15 protein-coding genes are annotated in these 17877 nt (G+C 46.8%); 2 read left to right on the top strand and 13 right to left on the bottom strand.

What is annotated here, in order from left to right; all coding sequences use genetic code 11:
• Positions 1-102: 102 nt before the first annotated feature.
• Positions 103-1755 carry a DNA/RNA non-specific endonuclease gene (locus DQN70_RS05955; protein WP_023939380.1) on the top strand — a complete coding sequence of 551 codons (1653 nt, stop codon included), beginning with the start codon at positions 103-105 and terminating at the stop codon, positions 1753-1755.
• Between the two features lie 51 nt (positions 1756-1806).
• A complete protein-coding gene (locus tag DQN70_RS05950; protein WP_023939381.1) occupies positions 1807-3594 on the top strand; it encodes a fimbrillin family protein in 1788 nt (595 codons plus the stop codon).
• 249 nt (positions 3595-3843) lie between these two features.
• Here DQN70_RS05950 and DQN70_RS05945 read toward each other — a convergent pair whose 3' ends face one another.
• From DQN70_RS05945 to DQN70_RS05885, 13 genes are all read right to left on the bottom strand, one after another.
• Complete coding sequence (locus DQN70_RS05945; RefSeq protein WP_023938918.1) at positions 3844-4437, bottom strand: chromate transporter; 594 nt, start codon at positions 4435-4437, stop codon at positions 3844-3846.
• Positions 4438-4471: 34 nt separating this feature from the next.
• Complete coding sequence (locus DQN70_RS05940; protein WP_023939383.1) at positions 4472-5038, bottom strand: chromate transporter; 567 nt, start codon at positions 5036-5038, stop codon at positions 4472-4474.
• A 17-nt stretch (positions 5039-5055) separates the two neighbouring features.
• The gene (gene porN, locus DQN70_RS05935) at positions 5056-6159 is read right to left on the bottom strand and encodes a type IX secretion system ring subunit PorN/GldN (RefSeq protein ID WP_023939384.1); all 1104 of its coding nucleotides are present in this window, start codon (positions 6157-6159) and stop codon (positions 5056-5058) included.
• 2 nt (positions 6160-6161) lie between these two features.
• A complete protein-coding gene (gene porM / locus DQN70_RS05930) occupies positions 6162-7715 on the bottom strand; it encodes a type IX secretion system motor protein PorM/GldM (RefSeq protein ID WP_023938914.1) in 1554 nt (517 codons plus the stop codon).
• 64 nt (positions 7716-7779) lie between these two features.
• Positions 7780-8709, bottom strand: coding sequence for a type IX secretion system motor protein PorL/GldL (porL, locus tag DQN70_RS05925; RefSeq protein ID WP_042120671.1), 930 nt, complete (start codon positions 8707-8709; stop codon positions 7780-7782).
• 23 nt (positions 8710-8732) lie between these two features.
• On the bottom strand, positions 8733-10172 hold the full coding sequence (gene porK, locus DQN70_RS05920; protein ID WP_023938910.1) for a T9SS ring complex lipoprotein PorK/GldK: 1440 nt from the start codon (positions 10170-10172) through the stop codon (positions 8733-8735).
• Between the two features lie 58 nt (positions 10173-10230).
• Positions 10231-11193 carry a PorP/SprF family type IX secretion system membrane protein gene (locus tag DQN70_RS05915; protein WP_023938909.1) on the bottom strand — a complete coding sequence of 321 codons (963 nt, stop codon included), beginning with the start codon at positions 11191-11193 and terminating at the stop codon, positions 10231-10233.
• A 114-nt stretch (positions 11194-11307) separates the two neighbouring features.
• The gene (locus DQN70_RS05910; protein ID WP_023938908.1) at positions 11308-11529 is read right to left on the bottom strand and encodes a DUF2795 domain-containing protein; all 222 of its coding nucleotides are present in this window, start codon (positions 11527-11529) and stop codon (positions 11308-11310) included.
• Positions 11530-11655: 126 nt separating this feature from the next.
• Positions 11656-12831, bottom strand: coding sequence for a molecular chaperone DnaJ (gene dnaJ, locus DQN70_RS05905; RefSeq protein WP_023938907.1), 1176 nt, complete (start codon positions 12829-12831; stop codon positions 11656-11658).
• Between the two features lie 24 nt (positions 12832-12855).
• The gene (locus tag DQN70_RS05900) at positions 12856-13428 is read right to left on the bottom strand and encodes a nucleotide exchange factor GrpE (RefSeq protein ID WP_023938906.1); all 573 of its coding nucleotides are present in this window, start codon (positions 13426-13428) and stop codon (positions 12856-12858) included.
• A 748-nt stretch (positions 13429-14176) separates the two neighbouring features.
• A complete protein-coding gene (locus tag DQN70_RS05895) occupies positions 14177-14992 on the bottom strand; it encodes a purine nucleoside phosphorylase I, inosine and guanosine-specific (RefSeq protein ID WP_023939386.1) in 816 nt (271 codons plus the stop codon).
• 55 nt (positions 14993-15047) lie between these two features.
• Positions 15048-16340, bottom strand: a complete 1293-nt coding sequence (locus tag DQN70_RS05890) for an amidohydrolase family protein (protein ID WP_023939387.1) — start codon at positions 16338-16340, stop codon at positions 15048-15050.
• Between the two features lie 25 nt (positions 16341-16365).
• A complete protein-coding gene (locus DQN70_RS05885) occupies positions 16366-17721 on the bottom strand; it encodes a dipeptidase (protein WP_023938899.1) in 1356 nt (451 codons plus the stop codon).
• Positions 17722-17877 lie beyond the last annotated feature (156 nt).

Here is a 17877-nt window from a genome sequence, read left to right as displayed (position 1 = left end):
GGCAATCTCGTGCGCCAAAAGCTTTGCCTCCCAGACGTCGGTTTGGCGCACATACTCCAATCCCGACTCTCCGATTTAAGGAATAACACGTAATAGAATAAGATGATGAAAAGCAAACTGTCCTTTCTTATCATTTTGGCTTCGGCTCTCTCGTTGGTATCTCCATCTTGCTCCGGAAACAGTGACAAACCTTTTCCCGAAAAAGACAATCCAGAGGGAGAATTTCTCTTTTCCGTCCATGTGGATGATTCCTATACACGTCTCGGCTCCCAATGGGAAGGACGTGAGGCCATCGGAATATATATGTTATCCAATAGCACATCGACAGTACTCCAACCCAATGCTCGGTACAACAACTCCGTGGCCGGTAATACCGCCCGATTCCTGCCCATGGGAGAAGAAGACAAGCTACGACTGCCTGAGGGGCAGGCCGTAGACCTCTATGCCTACTACCCATACAGTGCTCAAACGTCTCCGAATGGTGAACTGGATATAGATCTTTCTAATCAGACTGATCACAAAGAATATGACCTACTGACAGCTGACAATCTGAAGAACATTTCTGTCTACAACCATTATACACTCAACTTTTTCCATCGTTTGGCTCTGGTAGAGATCAATGTGAAAAACATCCCTGCAGAAGCTCAGTCCATGACGCCAGAAGTGCTGTTGAAGTCTCTTCCCGTAGAAGTGAAATACCATATCCCGACAAATTCGTGGAAGGAAGTTGGTCAAGAAAAATCCCTGTCAATGCATGTAGAAGGGCAAGGCGAAAGCCGGATTTTAACAGCCTACCTCATACCGACACAAGGGAACAAGGAGCTTGATTGCGAAATCAAACTTTCTGGAAAATCATACAAACACCGACTGCCTGCCATAACTTACGAAGCAGGGAAGAAATACAGCTACACTTTCAAGCTAAAAGAGAATCCGGATGACCCAACTCCCGAACCAGATATCCACCCCTACTTGGAAATGCCCAAAATCGTCAAGCAAGAGGGTTTCACACTCATCTTCCACAACGAACCTCTGAATGACTCCAACGATAGCCCGGAAAACCCCAACGTGCGCAACTATACCTACCTCTACGATGTAGCGAACAAGATGTCACGCTGGGTCGCCTACCCTCTCCATCACTGTTATATAGGGAATTACGACCGAGAAGACAAGTGGCACAAAGACAGTTTTTTGCCGGAAGAGATACAAGTGAACATAAAAAAGGGTTATTCTTCCCCCCCTAAAAGAGTGTATGACCGAGGACATCAGCTTCCGGCAGCAGACAGGAACAAGAATGCTGCTTACAGCCATTCAACCATGACTTCTGCCAACTGCACTCCTCAATGGAGTACCTTCAACCAAGGTATATGGCAAAACTTAGAGAAATATGTACGAGGAGTGATGAATACTATTTCTTCTGCACCAACCGGCTACGACACTCTATACGTAGTAACCGGTGCAATGCCCGAGCCATACGCAGGTATGGAGCCTTCTCCCGAACTTCCTGTAGCTTATGACAATGACCAACAAGAAGCTCCAAGACCAGCTTATTATTACAAAGCCTTGGCCAGACGCCTGCCAAATGGGACCTTCCGAACATTAGCCTTCTGTCTCCCACACAAAGACCTGAAAGGACAAAAATATGAGGGTTACGCCATCTCTGTGGAAGAACTTGAGAAACGTACTGGCTATACCTTCTTCCCTCAAATCCCGAACCAATACAAACGATCTACGCAGCTAAACGCCTGGAATCGCTAATTGAAACAACAGATAAGGAAATAACCTAATTACTCACTAATCTTTTTTGATATGAAAATGAAATGGATTTCATTTACGCTGCTAGCAGCCTTGTCTCTCATAGGTTTTACGGCTTGCAACAGCACAGACGAACCTGACTACAAAAATGGCTATGGAGATCAGCCAGTAAACTTCGAGACAAACATTCGAGGCCTGTCTACTCGTGCTCATGATACAAAGTGGGACAACAATGATGCTATTGGCATCTTCATGTTCAACTCCGGCTCGAACATCAGCAATGTAAGTACTCTTCCGGCTGCCAACAAACAATACATTACTCCCGATGCCGATGGGAAGTTTGTACCCGCCAATGCCGAAAACACGATCGTATTTCCGGGAGCCGATCAGAAGGTAGATATTATCGCTTATTATCCCTACACCCAGACTCTTCTGAGTGGGAACATCTACAACGTAGACATCGCCAAACAAGCTCCGTTGTCGAATATTGACCTGCTCTACTCCAATGATCTGAAAAACGTAAGTGCCTCTACCCCCAAAGACCAGATCAAACTTGGCTTCCGTCATATGCTGTCAAAGATTATTTTTGAAGTAAGCATGTCTGACGGTTCAGCTATCAGTGATATGTCGGCTACACTGAAAGGTTTTGAAACAAAAGCCAAATTCAATCTTTCGGATGGTACCCTGACTAATGTAGAGGGAACAAAAGATTTTGCAGCCATCGTCAAAGACACCAAAGCCGAAGCTATCATCATACCGAAAAACGCCAAGATCGGCAATGTAGACTTCGTCGTGGGAGGGAAGACTTATGTATGGGAGCCTAAAGATGACCTCAAAAAAGTCGAAGCCGGTAAGGAGTACACATTCAAGGTAAAACTCATGCCCGATGGTACAGTCGAAACTCTCAACCCCGGCGGTACAATCACTGACTGGGATAAGATCGATGGTGGTGAATATGAAATCAATGCCGAAGGAGGCGATACTCCTGCCAACATCACAATAGAAGGTGAAACAACACTGAACTTCGACAAGACAGCCTCTACCAAAACGTTATCGCTCAAGACAACAGGTAAGTTTGAAATCAGCAAGCCCGAAGCTGCCAACTGGATCACCATTACTCCTGCAAGTGGAAGCGGAGATACAAACGTAGAAATCAAAGTAACCGCCAACGAAACGACCAGCGAACGCACGGCCGATCTCACCATCAAATCTCTTGCTACCAAGTCTACTACCGGCAAAACGATAACTATCACGATCAAACAAGCTGGCAAAGAAGATGGCCCACAACCAGCCTCTAATCAGCTTTTCCCTGGCTCCGACTTCGAGAATTGGGATACTTTCATGGATGCTTTGGCTCAATATAAAACGAACCCCAAAATACCGGATTATGCAAGCAAAGCAGAAGGCCTTGGCATGGATGGAAAAACAGCCCTTCAAATAAAGGGGAAAATAGAAAAGAATCCTTATCTCTTCACAGTCAAGTCCACACCGGAAATTCTAGCCTCCCTGAAAGGGAAATCTCGTATCAATTTCTATGTAAAGGGTTCTATATCTGATGGGAGGAGTCTGTCAATCAACATCTACCAAAAATCTGATAAGTACAAACAGTTCCCTGTATTTAACATGGGAGACATCAAAGACAAGGATATCCTCGTAGAAGCAAGCCCAACGAATGAAAATGCATATAAGGGAGAAGTCAATACCAATGGCAAATGGATAAAAGTTTCTCTGGATATCTCAAAGATCTCCAATAATGAGGTTACAACAGCAAATATGTTTGCTCTTAAGACAGGAGGAGCTGCAACTTACGATCTCCTTATCGATAATATTACGGTTGAGTAAACCGAAGGCTTAATTACCCGAATAAATAAAAAGGCGGTGCCGATAATCGGCATCGCCTTTTATTTATTCTCCAGGCTTGCCCCTCTCGAGACCTTTGCATAAGCCCTTGCGACTTACCTTTTTATTGACTCTACAGGATGCAGTAATCGCAAGATATTGAGACTGAGGGAGAACAGTGAGTGTACTTGTCATTATGACCAAGCCCGAATGTCGAAGATAACACAGCGAGTACCGTGTTATGCAACAATCTTAGTAAAGGGCAAACCCTACCAATCCTGCCAGAACAATCATCAAAATAGGATGTATCCATTTCTTGATCGTAGCTACGAACGCCAAAGCAAAAAGAAACAAACTCCGCCAGTCCACGAAGTTTTCGCGAACGATAATGTTATCCAAACATAGCTGTTCGGAAGCCGGACTGATCAACTCCGAAATAAATCCGCTCTGAATGGACAAGAGCAAAGCAGCCGAAGCGATAAGGCCTACTGTAGCTGGTCGAATACCTTGGAAAGAAGCCTCGACATACTTATTGTTCCTGAACTTGCTGAAATAATACGAGATGATAAGCACCAATATAAAAGAGGGCAAACTAACAGCCGTGGTTGCAACAACAGCTCCCCAAACAGAGCCAGTCACCTTATATCCGATATAGGTAGCACTGTTGATTCCTATCGGCCCCGGAGTCATCTGGCTAACAGCCACAATGTCTACAAATTCTTGAGCAGAAAGCCAATGGTATTGATTAACGACCTTGTCCTGAATGAGAGACAACATGGCATACCCCCCTCCAAAACCGAAAAGACCGATTTCGCAATAGACTAAAAATAGCTTGAGGTACAACATCGAACAAAAAAGAACTACAAAGCAGGAGAATGTATCACGAGTGATTTTCTGCCCTTCTCTGCAATGCTCGCTTGATAACAAATGTATAGAAAAGCCCTCCCAAAGCGGAAAGCAATATCACAAACACAGGAGAAACCTCAAAATACCAAACCGAAACAGCAGACACAATTGGTATCCAAAGAGCAGAACGCTTCATCTTCATCGCCTGCCAAGTGCGTAATACAGGGGCTGCAATCATCGCCACAACAACCGGACGGATCCCCATGAAAATGCGAGAAATGATCTGATTATCCCTAAACTCAACGAAGAAAATAGCGATACCCAAGATCACTACAAAGCTGGGCAAAATAGTTCCCAAACAACAAAACACCGCCCCCAATACTCCACGAAGGCGGTACCCGATGAAGATGGAGATATTCACAGCAAATATCCCCGGCATGGACTGCGCCATGGCAAACAGATCGAGAAAGCCTTCTCGGTCGATCCAAGCCTTCCGATCTACCAACTCCTGCTCTATCAGGGGCAACATAGCATACCCTCCCCCAAACGTAAATCCGCCAATTCGGAAAAACGTAAGGAAGAGGGTTAGTAATTCTTTCATACTCTCTCCTACAGAAGTCAGTATCGCCTGCGACTCGAACGCCCGGACGATTTGCTCTTGCTTGCAGAGGTCTTGGCAGGCTTTGCCGCTTTTACTTTTTTAGGTTTTGGATCAGACTTCGCTGTCTCTTTGGTGCGAGAGGTACGTTTCCGGTTTATCGATTTGGCTGACTTACCAGTCTTGCCCTCCATTTTGCGATTCATCCACGTACTGTCTTGTGTAGCATAGAGGCCTTTCTCGAAGTTTTTCAACTCCAACTCAATACGCTTTTGCTCCATTTTGATCGAATCCGGTGTATTGCAATACTGAGCAATCGACCGATCAAGCAGATTAGAAGCCATCACGATGTCCCCTCGATACATACGCATCCGGAAAAAGTCGTCCAAAGTAGCCGAATGTACATTATTCAAGCTGCTAAGCATCGCCTTTTGCCGTGCGATGTATGGCCTGATATTCTCGTATGGAATCCAGAACAGAGGAGTATTGCTTTCTTCTCCATAATCCCCCACATCGGAGAGGATTGGGCATAGAGCCAATATCTTCAGGTCATAGGCACTATTCTGCGGATTGAAATACCACAGCTCCTTGATGTAATAGGCTTTGATATTGTTGGAAGGGATATCGGATGGCTCTATCTTAAAAAGCCTCCCGCTCTCCTTTGGAGCAGCCGCATACATGATCTGTGTTCGATCTAAAAAGTCTTTGAACTGCAAACGATGTTCCTCATCGAAAGCCTCGTAGCCATCCATATACTCATACACGGCTATGGCATCTTGATTGAGCAAATCAAAGACCGTAGAGAATAAGTTCCTCATACCATCTCTGGCACGTACAGGGTAATACAGAGGAGCATTGGAGTCTTTGGTAAGATCCAATCTGCGGTATATTACACGCTCCCACGGAGTCCCGTCCGTCTTCTGAGATAACAGCTCATTGAAACTCTTCGCCCGGTTCGACAGAGAACTTGCAGGATCGCTCTTTTTCTGTCCGCGAGATTTGGCTCCAGCTGCCCGTCTCACTGTCACGCCCCCCTCATCGGGGACTTCATTTTGAGCCATCCCCGAAGGAGCAGCAACAAGTACGACAGATACAGCCAACAATATTTTTGAGATCAGTTTCATAATCAGTTTACTATTACTTCCATAGGGGTGATACGCCTTGTGATTCCATCCGGTCCGATAGCTTGTACATCGGTAATATAGAATGGCTTCCCTCGTTGCAACGAACGGATCTGTCTTATTTGTCGCTCCGAAAATTCAGCTCCGTTAGAGACTTCGGGTATCGTGTTACCCATCGAATCGAAGAATTTTGTTGCGAACTTCACCACTTTGTAGCTCACATCAAGCACATTGTCGTCTATGGCAGCCTTGAGGCCTCCAGCAGACAGTAGTTGAGACTTGGCAATGCGCCCTCCCTTAAAACGAGTGGGATTGCCCTGTGCATCCTTGATTTCTATGTAAGGAGTAGGATCCGGCAGGGCTCGGACTTTCAGTTTGTTTTTAGTCATTGTCTGTACTCGCCCATCAGTCATCTTGGCGGAAACGGTTATCTCCACTTCCGTGCCGACTTTGGCCGGACGGGCAATCCATAGTTCGCCACGCTTGGTTATCTGCCCATTGGTCATAGAGACAGACACATTCTGGGAGGGAACCCCGGGGACTGCTATACTGATCGGGTTCTCTATACCTGCGTAAAGAACATTCATCAAGACCGGTGCCACGGATGCCATTGGCTCGGTAACATAGTATTCACTCTTAAACTCTCTGCGCATACTGCTACCGTCGGCACGCTTCATCTCTACATAGCCTTGCACAGGATAAGTACCCGGAGCTCCGGCAACAGAAGTGAAAAGACCTTTGCTCTCGGCCGGCAACTGACGTCCACCTACATAAATATCCGGTTGTAATGTGGAGTCTACGCTCGACAGCACAATCTGAGCACGGTAGGTATCTCCTCTCATCACCACTTGGCTTTGGGGGATCACTTGGGCTGTAATCAAATTGACTCGATAGTCTCCGACATCAACAGACTTCAACAAGTTTGTCAAGACTTCTCCTTCGGCAAATCGCACATCACTCTGGATCTTGGTGAGCATCGTTATGGCAGCACTCACCGGCATACTCTCAAACAGAGAAGCCTCCCAAGAGCTTTCCCTATTTGAGGTCTGTGTATCCAACATACGCTCTATTGTAGCCAATTTGGCCGTATCCGATACCAGCTTGCCCGATAAGGCCCTAAAGTCATCTATTTTCTGCCTCAAAGCTTTTCCCTTGCCATTGATGGGGTTGAGCAAGACATAGGAAGCAGCCTCCAGATCATCTTTGTGCTTGATATCTTTGACATCGGCAGTGGATCCATCGGATTTGCGAACAATATCCGATTTGATCTTCTCGATAAACAGACACAAGTCTTCGGAGCTTTTTCGGATCTGCTCTCCTCTCTCAAGCCATTTCCGGACTTTCTCCGGATTGGAGGCATAGGCTGTCCTCAATTCTTCCAACAGAAGCAAATTGCGTCTGTCAGTACCACCGATAGTAGCATCCAAGCCTCGGTCTACCTTCTGGAACCCCTCAAGCACCTCGGAAGAGACATTGAGGGCCATCATGGCGATGAAGACCAAGTACATCAGATTGATCATCTTTTGCCTATTGACATTGCCACCCGATCCTACAGACATATCGTTTTAATAGGTTATATCCAAGTTCTAAACATTAGAAGCAACACGACCCAAGATTCGTATATCACGATTCGGATTGCTTTGGGGCTCCAGCACCCATATTGGGAACATTCATATTCACCGTAAGAGCGGATAGCAGACGAGCATACACTTCATTGAGTTTGGTAAGCTGCGCTGCCATGCGCTCATTCTCGGTACGGAAGTGAGAGCTATCAATCACCGTACCATCGTACATATCCCGAATATGCTGCAAGCCTCGGTTGATGTGCTCTATCGTGTCTATCTGAGAGCTGATACCCTTGAGTTGTATCTCATATATGGTATTCAGACCAGCAATGTTACGCCCGAGATTTTCCATTTCCTTCTGATAGCCTGCAGAGGCCTCGGTCATTCCTTGTAATTGCTCATAGGTCTGCACCATTCCTTCGGACATCTGCCCTATACGCGCAAGTTGTTCGGAAGCCAATGCCAACTTCTCTATTCCGTCTTTCAATTTGGCAAGTTGATCTTCGGGCAAGATGTCGGACAAGGGAGATTGTGGCACTCCTGCTGCAGACGGAGAAGTAGCAGAAGTTACAGAAGCTGTGTTGACCACGGGTGCCCCTGCAAGAGGAGCCGTGTAGGGGAAGGGGAAGCCCTGTATCCCATCTCCACTCTGAGCCGCCTGCCGGGCTTTTTCCTGAAAGTACTCCTTGCGAGCCTCCATTTCTTCCTTATCCATAGGGTTATCCGAATCCAACTGAGGGAACAGATTCTCCCAATGATATTCATTTGCCGGTTTCTCGAAAGCAGAGATGAAGAAAACGAAAAACTCGGTCATCATCCCAACAAACAGCATTTGATTGCCGAATGGCAAATGCAGGAGCTTAAACAATGCCCCGATAATCACAACCGCAGCTCCCCAGCTGTAGAAAAAGTTGAGTACACGCCTACCCTTTCTACTAGCCAAAAAGAGCTCCAATCTATTTCTGTATCGTCTATATTTCTTTCCCATGACGGTAGAGTCTTATTGTTCGTTTATTTGAAAGCTACAGTCGTGCGCACACATCTAAAACCGATATAGGAGCGGGGCACGTTCTGATATTCACTGCTACGTGTAGTACTACGGATAAATCGTGCTACATCTTTCCATGAACCGCCACGTACCACTTTCCGCTTCAAGATGTAGGGATCTTGCAGATCGGCTGTATAAGAAAGCTCAGGGTTGATGTCGTTAAACTGCATCAAACCACTCTCGGTAAACACCGAGCTGGTCCATTCAGCCACATTACCTGCCATATCGTAGAGTCCGAAATCATTCGGCGAGTAAGATCCCACACGAGAGGTAATCAAATGTCCATCCGAAGTATAGTCTCCTTCGCCCGGCTTAAAGTTGCCCAGGAAACAACCTTTGCCACTCCTCAGATCATCGGTACTCCAAGGGTACTTATTATTGCTGTTTCCTGTGCGAGCAGCATACTCCCACTCGGCCTCTGTAGGCAAACGGAAGTCCTCGATAACCTGCCCGGCAGGCAAATCCAACCCTTGACGGAAAGATGCCGAACGCCAAGCACAGAAAGCCAAAGCCTGCTCCCAACTGATCCCTACAACCGGATAGTCGTCATAACCCGGGTGGTTGAAATAGAGCTTCATATATGTATCGTTCTGAGCATTGGGAAAGTCATTTATCCAGCAAGTCTCATCGGGATAGATCGGCACGATATAGGTATTCAGGAAATCATATTCACTGGACAAGGGGCGTGTAATAGTTTCCGATATTACTTTTCCGGCGTCATCTATGTAGGCTGTATCCTTGGAAACAAGCACCTGTTCGTCCAAATTGGGTTTAATATCGGTGTTAAGGTTTCTCTTTGCAGCATCCAACTGATGTTTGCGAAGAGCCGCAGAGCGATAGTCATAGACTTCGTATCGATAGAGCATCTGGTTGGCATCCAATTTGCGCTCTCGGGTCACCGGATTGGTATAGTACACGCTATTGATTGCCTCCAACTCGCTCTCGGAAGCTCTTTTGCCAGAGGGGATAGGTTTAGACCAATCCAAATGTGGAGTCACAGGATCTCCATACCGATCCTCCGTGATCTTAAACTCGGAAAGACCGGCATAGGCAGGGTCGGCCAATCGCTCTCTGATTATAGAATCTCGCACATAGTACACAAACTGGCGATACTGCGCATTGGTAATCTCCGTGCGATCCATCCAAAAAGCATCCACCGAAATCGCTCTGGTGATGGAAGGGCTTCCCCAAATCGAGTCAGTAGAATCTTTGGAGCCCAACACAATCGTACCTCTAGGTATCTGTATCATACCGTAGGGTTGAGGCTCATTCCAACTGCTGAGCCGAGCTCCGGTAAGCTCACCTCCAACCGAAGAACGACCGGAGGCACAGGACAAGAAAGACCCGACAACTCCCAAAGTCACCGAGCAAACCGTCGCATATATCAACTTCGATATCTTCATCTATACTGTCTTAATAATATATCTACACCTCAATTCAAAAAACCGGGCCTGGATTTTCCTAAAGCAAACGCACGCTTTTGTATCGGACATCCCCCTTCTTGGTTTGCGATAGCGGAAAGCTATATGTCAAAAGTAGTTCGTGGCTCCCCCAATTGCGATGCGCCAAAGAAGAGGTCGGCATCTCAAAAGCATAGGTAGCAAACACACTCCCCAAACGCATACCGAACGAGAGACCTGCAGCTGCCATCGGACGATACATCAGGGAGGCATAGAACTTGTCTGCATAACTCATCCCCATATTCACGTCCACCCGATATGAATACCCATCAGTAAGCGCAAAGACCGAAGGGTACCAAGCCAATAACGAACCCACGGGCTTTATATTGTATCCCGCAAGTAAGTTGTACGAAGGTACTAATCTTATGTAATGATTGAGATCATACTTCAGCTGTGGGTTCAAAATATGTCTGGCAGCCACACCGACATACCACTTAGGGTGTATATACATGAGCCCGGCACGCAAGTCAAATGTTTTTCCACCCACCTTGGTCAGAGGGATAGCAGGGTCATTGCCTCCGCTCCCTTCGCCTTCGGGGAGTTTTACTTTTGTGCCATCGAAACTACTGTTGTAAAAACACCCTTCTACGCCGATACTCAAAAATCCGGATTTGAGACGTTGCCGAAAGGCAAACTGCCCGGCAAGCTCCGTCTGTGTAAAAAGCCCTATTGTCTCATTGGTTAGCACGATACCGGCTCCGTGTTGCTGCCCCCAAATAGGTATAGGCGCATCCGCCATCAATACAAAACTCTTTGATGCCCCGGGCATTCCCTCCCATTGCCTGTTGTGCAAAGCTGTCAGCTTGACCTCTCCACTACGGCCGGATTGGGCAGGGTTGTAATACCCCATGGCATGACTGTACTGAGAGAGCGACAAATCGGACTGTGCCGACAGGCTGAAAGCAGCACCCCGGAGTATAAGCCCCCCGAAAAAGCAAAGGCACAAACGAATGATCTTCCCCATACAAACAACAAAAGGACGGCACACGTGAGGCACAATACGCAGCTCACCTCTGCCGTCCCTTGTCTTTTTACAACGCTTCCGATCTCCGATTTAGTATGTAATCAAAAACAGAGATTAGTACTCATCTTCGTCAAAAAAGAAATCTTCCTTGCTGGGATAATCAGGCCAAATATCTTCGATAGACTCGTAGATATCCCCTTCATCTTCTATCTCTTGCAGGTTCTCGATCACCTCAAGCGGAGCACCAGAGCGTTGTGCATAGTCAATAAGTTCATCTTTACTTGCAGGCCAGGGTGCATCCTCCAACTTAGATGCCAATTCCAGAGTCCAATACATAAGGTACCTGTTCTTTAGTTAATTACTACTCTTTATCACGAAGAAACAAACATAAAGAATGTCACTCCGAAGGACAGCACAAAAATAAATGATTATAACGAATATGCAAGCCTATGGCAAATATTATTAGTCCATCATCCGCCTGCGGTAGTCATTATCAATATTTTTCCTGTCGCTCTCGGAAGGAATGAAATGCTCCGATCTCTCCAATTGATCAAGCAACTTCTTGTCTTCGGAGCTGAGCGAATGAGGGATATGGACATTTACATGAACCAACAAATCTCCCTTGCCATATCGAGAGCCATAAACAGAAATGCCTTTGCCACGCAAACGCAACACCTTGCCCGGTTGTGTACCCGGCTCTATACGCAGCTTGACTTTCCCATCCAATGTAGGCACCACAACTTCCCCTCCCTTAGCAGCTAAAGGAACGGAAACGAGCAAATTATATATCAAGTCGTTGCCATTGCGGATAAGATTCTCATCCGGCAGCTCCTCAACAACAACCAACAAGTCGCCATTGATACCACCACGGGGGGCTGCATTCCCCTTTCCGGAGAGAGAGATCTGCATTCCTCCGATCACTCCGGCCGGAATGTGAATATCTATAGACTCCTTGTCTCGCACAATTCCGGAGCCTCCACAGTGGGAACAAGGGTTTTCGATTACTTCGCCCACTCCTCCACAGGTACGACAGGTCGTGGAGCTTTGCATTCTGCCGAATATGGTATCCTGTACAGAGGACACAACGCCCGACCCATGACAGGTCTGACAAGTGTGCTTGTCTTTGCTTTCCTTACAGCCTACGCCGGAACATTCCTTACAAGGGACATATTTGTTCAGTGCAATGGTTTTGTCCACTCCTTTGCTTATATCAGCCAAAGACAGCTTGATACGTACTCTTAAGTCCGACCCCTTGGAGACCGGACGAGCAGATCCTCTGCCGGATGAAAAGCCCGAACTAAAACCACCAAAACTACCAAACCCACCGGAACCGAAAAGGTCGCCGAACATACTGAAAATGTCTTCCATAGACATTCCCTGTCCACCAAAACCTCCGGCACCGGAAGCTCCGCCTACACCTGCATGGCCAAATTGGTCATAGCGACTTCTCTTTTGCGCATCGCTCAATACGCTATAAGCTTCGGCTGCTTCCTTGAATTTCTCTTCGGCTTCTTTGTCCCCCGGATTCTTATCCGGGTGGTATTTGATTGCCAGCTTACGATATGCCTTTTTCAGCTCCTCTTCTGTGGCATTCTTGGCCACCCCGAGGACTTCGTAATAATCTCTTTTACTTGCCATCTATACAAATCCTCCGAAAGTAAATCATTGGCCTACAACCACTGCAGCAAAACGAAGCACCTTATCATTCAAGGTGTAGCCCTTGCGTGTACAGTCTATCACTTTGCCTGCCTCTTCGGGGCTGGGAGCGGGTATCATAGCCACTGCCTCATGCTTTTCATCATCAAACACCTCTCCCACAGTCTCTATGGGTTTCACACCCTGGGCTGTAAGAAAGTCGGTCATCTTCTTGTAGATCAACTCCACACCCTCTGCGAAAGGTGTCTTGCGCTCCTCTTCCGGCAGGTTGGATATGGCACGCTCCATATCATCCACTACGGGAAGTAGATCTCGAAGGGTACGCTCCCCTCCGTTGCGTATCAGTTCACTTTTTTCTTTCAGGGTACGCTTGCGATAATTGTCAAACTCAGCCATCAGCCTCAAATGGTCATCTCGAAGAGAGTTCAATTCCCGATTGAGCTTTGTCAGCTCATCCTCCTCGGGGATCTCGGCAGTTGCCTCTTTGTCTGTATCCGGTTGCGCTGTATCCTGTACTTCTTCGGTCGGCATTTCCGGGGCTTTTCCGGCTTCTGTCCGACTGTGTTTTTTATTGCTCATTACTATGTATTTTGGGTTTTCTTACTTGAATTCTATACAAATAACATACCAACCATATGAAACTCCTTATTTTGACAACAATCCAAGGATTCTCGGACAAGTAGGCACCAAGAACTGTGCAATATGACAATCTGCCTTAATGAATGGAGAAAAAGTCCGACAAGGCTTGATTCTAAATTGAAGAAACTTTCTCAACTGGGAATTGCTCTATTCTGTTTATTTGACAATTGTATTGTTATCTTCCGTTATTTGCATTTTGCCCTAAATCAGGGCTATTTTCCCCCTATTTTCCCTCTTTTTTTTGATGTCGAGGGGAGTCGTTTTTTGCTAACACGGGAGAGAACGAAAATTATCTCCTGAGGAAATTATTTTTTTCTCCTGTGTTAGCAAAAATTCTCTCAGGAGAGAAATTCGGCCCTTCCAGAACGCCCTATTCATCGGCATTCTGGCAGGTGCACAAAGCAGTCAAAAAGCAGTTGTATTGGCCTATCCTATAAGGAGGCTCTTTTCCCCCTATTTTTCGGTTTTTACCGCAAGTGTATTTTTTACAAAATACATCAACTTCAATAGCGACTGGTGGACCATAACTCAAGGCTACTATACAGACAAAAAATGGGGTCGCCCACTCTTAAAGCAGACGACCCCAATATCATTACCTTGACCTTGGAGCTATTGAAACAGTCTTTTTAGAACCGGTACAATGGTATCTCCTATCTTACCCTCCTTTTTCAGAGGGAAATACGACAAATCAAATGCGCTTTACCAACTCTATAAAGAGCTTCTCCATGCGTTCACCGGCAGCTTTAGCCGCACGGATCACATCATCGGCATCATTCACAAAATCATCGGCAAAATGATAGCCTTCATTCGTGATCACACTCATACCGAACACACGAAGTCCAGCATGGCGAGCTACAATCACTTCAGGTACAGTACTCATACCAATAGCATCGCCACCGACAGATCCCCAGAACTTATATTCGGCTGGTGTTTCGTAGGAAGGTCCCGTAAGGCCGACGTAGACACCTTCTTTGAGTTCGAGCTTCAGCTCCTTGGCTATCTCTTTCGCTTTTGCCACATACTCTCGGTCGTAAGCCCGAGTCATGTCGGGGAAACGCACCCCAAAAGTTTCCATGTTCAGCCCGACAAGGGGATTAGGCATATTGTTGATGTGATCGGTAATGATCATCAAATCACCAACCTTGAAAGAGGTATTCACCCCTCCGGCAGCGTTTGACACAAATAAGGTCTTTACTCCCAACAACTTCATCACTCTCACAGGGAAAGTAACCATCTCCATCGGATAACCTTCGTAGTAGTGAAAACGTCCCTGCATGGCTATCACAGGCACACCGCCCAACTCACCACAAATCAAATTGCCCTTGTGGCCGACAGCCGTAGATTTGGCGAAATGAGGAATCTCTCCGTAAGGGATCACAGTCTTATTGCTTATCGCCTCTCCGAGTTCACCCAACCCGCTGCCCAATATAATTGCTATTTGTGCTTTCTGAGGCAAGCGGGAAGCTATGTAAGTCGCCGCCTCGTGATAATTCTGTTCTTGCATAATCTTTGAGGTATTGGTTTTAGTGTTGTTATCAATTCATTAGCATAGCCATGGCTTATTTTGCTTGCCGGGCTTTTGCAATCAGCTTATAGGCAACCTCAGCCGCCTTATCTATAATCTCATCTTCTCCTTCTATCTTGCCATGCAACATCAAAATCCGACCATCTACAATTGTCGTGTCGACGACGGCAGAGCCGGAGGCCGAATAAACAAGATTTGATACAAGGTTGTGACAAGGTACCATTTCGGGTTTTTTGAGGTCTACCAGACATAGATCTGCCAGTTTTCCTTCAGCTATCACTCCGGCATCAATACCCATAATAGCTGCACCATCGGCTGTTGCTGTGCGATAGATATCCCGGGCAGTTACTGCTGTAGGATCCTTCCTCCAAGCTTTGCCCATGAGAGCTGCCAAGTGCATGGCTCTGTACATATCCAAATTGTTGGAGCTGGAGGTTCCATCGGTACCCAAACCAATCAGGATGCCTCGCCGACGCATTTCCTCATAGCGAAATTGGTAGCCCGAAGCTAATTTGAGGTTGGAAGCGGGGTTGTGCACCACCTTACATCCATATTTGGCCAATAGATCCATTTCCTCCTCGTCCACCCACACAGCGTGAGCCAAAACCAAATGAGGACTGAGTACTCCCAACTTGTGCAGATAGCGAACAGGGCTAAGGCCATACTTCTCCATGGCATCTCGGCATTCACCCTCCGTTTCAGAAAGATGCAAGTGTATCAAGACATCATTCTCCTCGGCAAACCGGTGGCAAAACTGCAATTGCGGCCCACTCACCGTGTAGATAGCATGAGGCCCGATAGAGAATGTGATACGATCCGAAAAGGCCTTGAATTTCTCCAGATAGACATAGCTCTGCTCCCTATCCAAAGCCGCTCGTTCGGGATCATCCCTATCGAAGAGAGTGTAGCTCAACACTGCTCGTAGCCCCATGTCTTCGACAGCTTGAGCAGTAGACAACGGGAAGGTGTACATATCGAGAAAAGCCGCCGTACCACTCCTGATCATCTCCAGGCAAGCCAGCTTGGAGCCCCAATACACATCCTCCGGAGTCAAGTGCGCCTCTACCGGCCAGATATACCCCTCAAGCCAATCCATTAGATTGAGATCATCTCCATAACCTCTGAAATAGGTCATAGCCGAATGAGTATGGCAGTTATACATACCGGGCACAATGGCTTTGTGGCTGCCATCGATGAGCCGCATATCGACTCCCGACTCTATCTTGGGAGCAATGCGACTAATCCGGTTATCCTCAATGAGCAAGTCTGTAGCCTGCCCATCGAGGATTGCCCCTTGTATCAGGATTTTATTTGCTTGTTCTTTCATTTCGACCTCGGTCTCCGTAGAACAATCACTTAAACAGTCTATAAAACTCAGCCACTGCCTCTATCCCCTTATACCACATATCAAGCGGCATATTTTCGTTGGGCGAATGAATGGCATTGGAGCCAAGACCAAAGCCCATGAGAATAGACTTCAAGCCGAGTATACGTTCAAACCCAGCAATAATAGGGATACTACCTCCACTGCGCACAGCCAAAGGACGTTTCCCAAACGCAATTTCTATGGCATCGGAAGCCGTGCGATAGGCGGGCATATCAATAGGACAGAGATAAGCCTGCCCTCCGTGATGTGGGCGAACCTCTACTTTTACGTGCTTCGGAGCCAATGTAGCGATATAGTCTACCAGTTGTTTGGCAACTTTCTCGTGATCCTGATTAGCCACTAATCTGCAGCTGACCTTGGCGAAAGCCTTGGATGGGAGAACCGTTTTAGCTCCTTCTCCGGTATATCCTCCCCATATACCACAGACATCGAAGCAGGGGCGACAGCTATTGCGCTCCAGGGTTACATACCCCTTTTCTCCGGTCACAGCATCCACACCGATAGCATCACAGTATTCCTTTTCGTTGTAAGGAACCTGTGCTATCATACGACGCTCCTCTTCGCTCAGAGGCACCACATCATCGTAGAAACCCGGTATGGTGATATGCCCATTTTCATCTATTATCTTGGAAATAATGTTGCAAAGCTCATTGATCGGATTACCTACGGCTCCGCCATAGATACCCGAGTGTAGATCCCTATTGGGACCTGTAACTTCTATTTCCCAATAAGCAAGACCTCGCAGACCGCTGGTCATGGACGGAATGTCTGCAGCCAGCATGGAGGTATCGGAAACAAGTATAAAGTCAGCTTTGAGCAATTCTTTATTTTGCTCCAAGAAAGGATACAGAGAGCCGGAGCCGATCTCTTCCTCTCCTTCGAGAATAAATTTCACATTGCAGTTTACATAGCCCAAGGCAAGAGCCGTCTCGAAGCCCTTGGCCTGTATCATGGACTGCCCCTTGTCGTCATCAGCTCCACGTGCCCAGATGTGTCCATCACGTATTTCCGGCTCAAAAGGTTCGGACTTCCAGAGCTCAAGAGGTTCGACAGGCATCACATCGTAGTGACCATATACCAACACAGTTTTGGCTTGAGGATCTATGATTCGTTCGGCATAGACCACCGGATTTCCGATAGTGGGCATGACTTCGGCTTTGGTTGCACCTATCTTGAGCAGGTGATCACGCCAATGCTCGGCTGTACGCTGCATATCAGCCTTGTGTTCTTGTTTGGCACTGATCGAAGGGATACGTATAAGCTCGAATAAATCGTTGAGGAAGCGCTCCTCGTTCTGTTTGATGTACTCTTTCGTTGTCATTTCTACTAAATGTACTCGTTACTAATTCTAATGTTACAGCCCAAAGATACCGAATTTATTTGCGCAAAAGCTCACCGACAGACGTTTGCGATTTTGTCGGAGATCGTAGTATCAGACATGTAGTTTCAGCGTTCATCCGCAAGCAAACAAATAGGG

The sequence above is a fragment of the Porphyromonas crevioricanis genome, from assembly GCF_900476255.1.
GTDB classification, from domain to species: Bacteria; Bacteroidota; Bacteroidia; order Bacteroidales; family Porphyromonadaceae; genus Porphyromonas; species Porphyromonas crevioricanis.
This window is presented reverse-complemented; position numbering and strand designations above follow the sequence as displayed.

Excerpts from the sequence above, each read along its gene's own strand:
- DQN70_RS05955 (WP_023939380.1), top strand. The coding sequence starts at position 103 with ATGATGAAAAGCAAACTGTCCTTTCTTATCATTTTGGCTTCGGCTCTC.
- DQN70_RS05950 (WP_023939381.1), top strand. The coding sequence starts at position 1,807 with ATGAAAATGAAATGGATTTCATTTACGCTGCTAGCAGCCTTGTCTCTC.
- DQN70_RS05945 (WP_023938918.1), bottom strand. The coding sequence starts at position 4,437 with ATGTTGTACCTCAAGCTATTTTTAGTCTATTGCGAAATCGGTCTTTTC.
- DQN70_RS05940 (WP_023939383.1), bottom strand. The coding sequence starts at position 5,038 with ATGAAAGAATTACTAACCCTCTTCCTTACGTTTTTCCGAATTGGCGGA.
- porN (WP_023939384.1), bottom strand. The coding sequence starts at position 6,159 with ATGAAACTGATCTCAAAAATATTGTTGGCTGTATCTGTCGTACTTGTT.
- porM (WP_023938914.1), bottom strand. The coding sequence starts at position 7,715 with ATGTCTGTAGGATCGGGTGGCAATGTCAATAGGCAAAAGATGATCAAT.
- porL (WP_042120671.1), bottom strand. The coding sequence starts at position 8,709 with ATGGGAAAGAAATATAGACGATACAGAAATAGATTGGAGCTCTTTTTG.
- porK (WP_023938910.1), bottom strand. The coding sequence starts at position 10,172 with ATGAAGATATCGAAGTTGATATATGCGACGGTTTGCTCGGTGACTTTG.
- DQN70_RS05915 (WP_023938909.1), bottom strand. The coding sequence starts at position 11,193 with ATGGGGAAGATCATTCGTTTGTGCCTTTGCTTTTTCGGGGGGCTTATA.
- DQN70_RS05910 (WP_023938908.1), bottom strand. The coding sequence starts at position 11,529 with ATGTATTGGACTCTGGAATTGGCATCTAAGTTGGAGGATGCACCCTGG.
- dnaJ (WP_023938907.1), bottom strand. The coding sequence starts at position 12,831 with ATGGCAAGTAAAAGAGATTATTACGAAGTCCTCGGGGTGGCCAAGAAT.
- DQN70_RS05900 (WP_023938906.1), bottom strand. The coding sequence starts at position 13,428 with ATGAGCAATAAAAAACACAGTCGGACAGAAGCCGGAAAAGCCCCGGAA.
- DQN70_RS05895 (WP_023939386.1), bottom strand. The coding sequence starts at position 14,992 with ATGCAAGAACAGAATTATCACGAGGCGGCGACTTACATAGCTTCCCGC.
- DQN70_RS05890 (WP_023939387.1), bottom strand. The coding sequence starts at position 16,340 with ATGAAAGAACAAGCAAATAAAATCCTGATACAAGGGGCAATCCTCGAT.
- DQN70_RS05885 (WP_023938899.1), bottom strand. The coding sequence starts at position 17,721 with ATGACAACGAAAGAGTACATCAAACAGAACGAGGAGCGCTTCCTCAAC.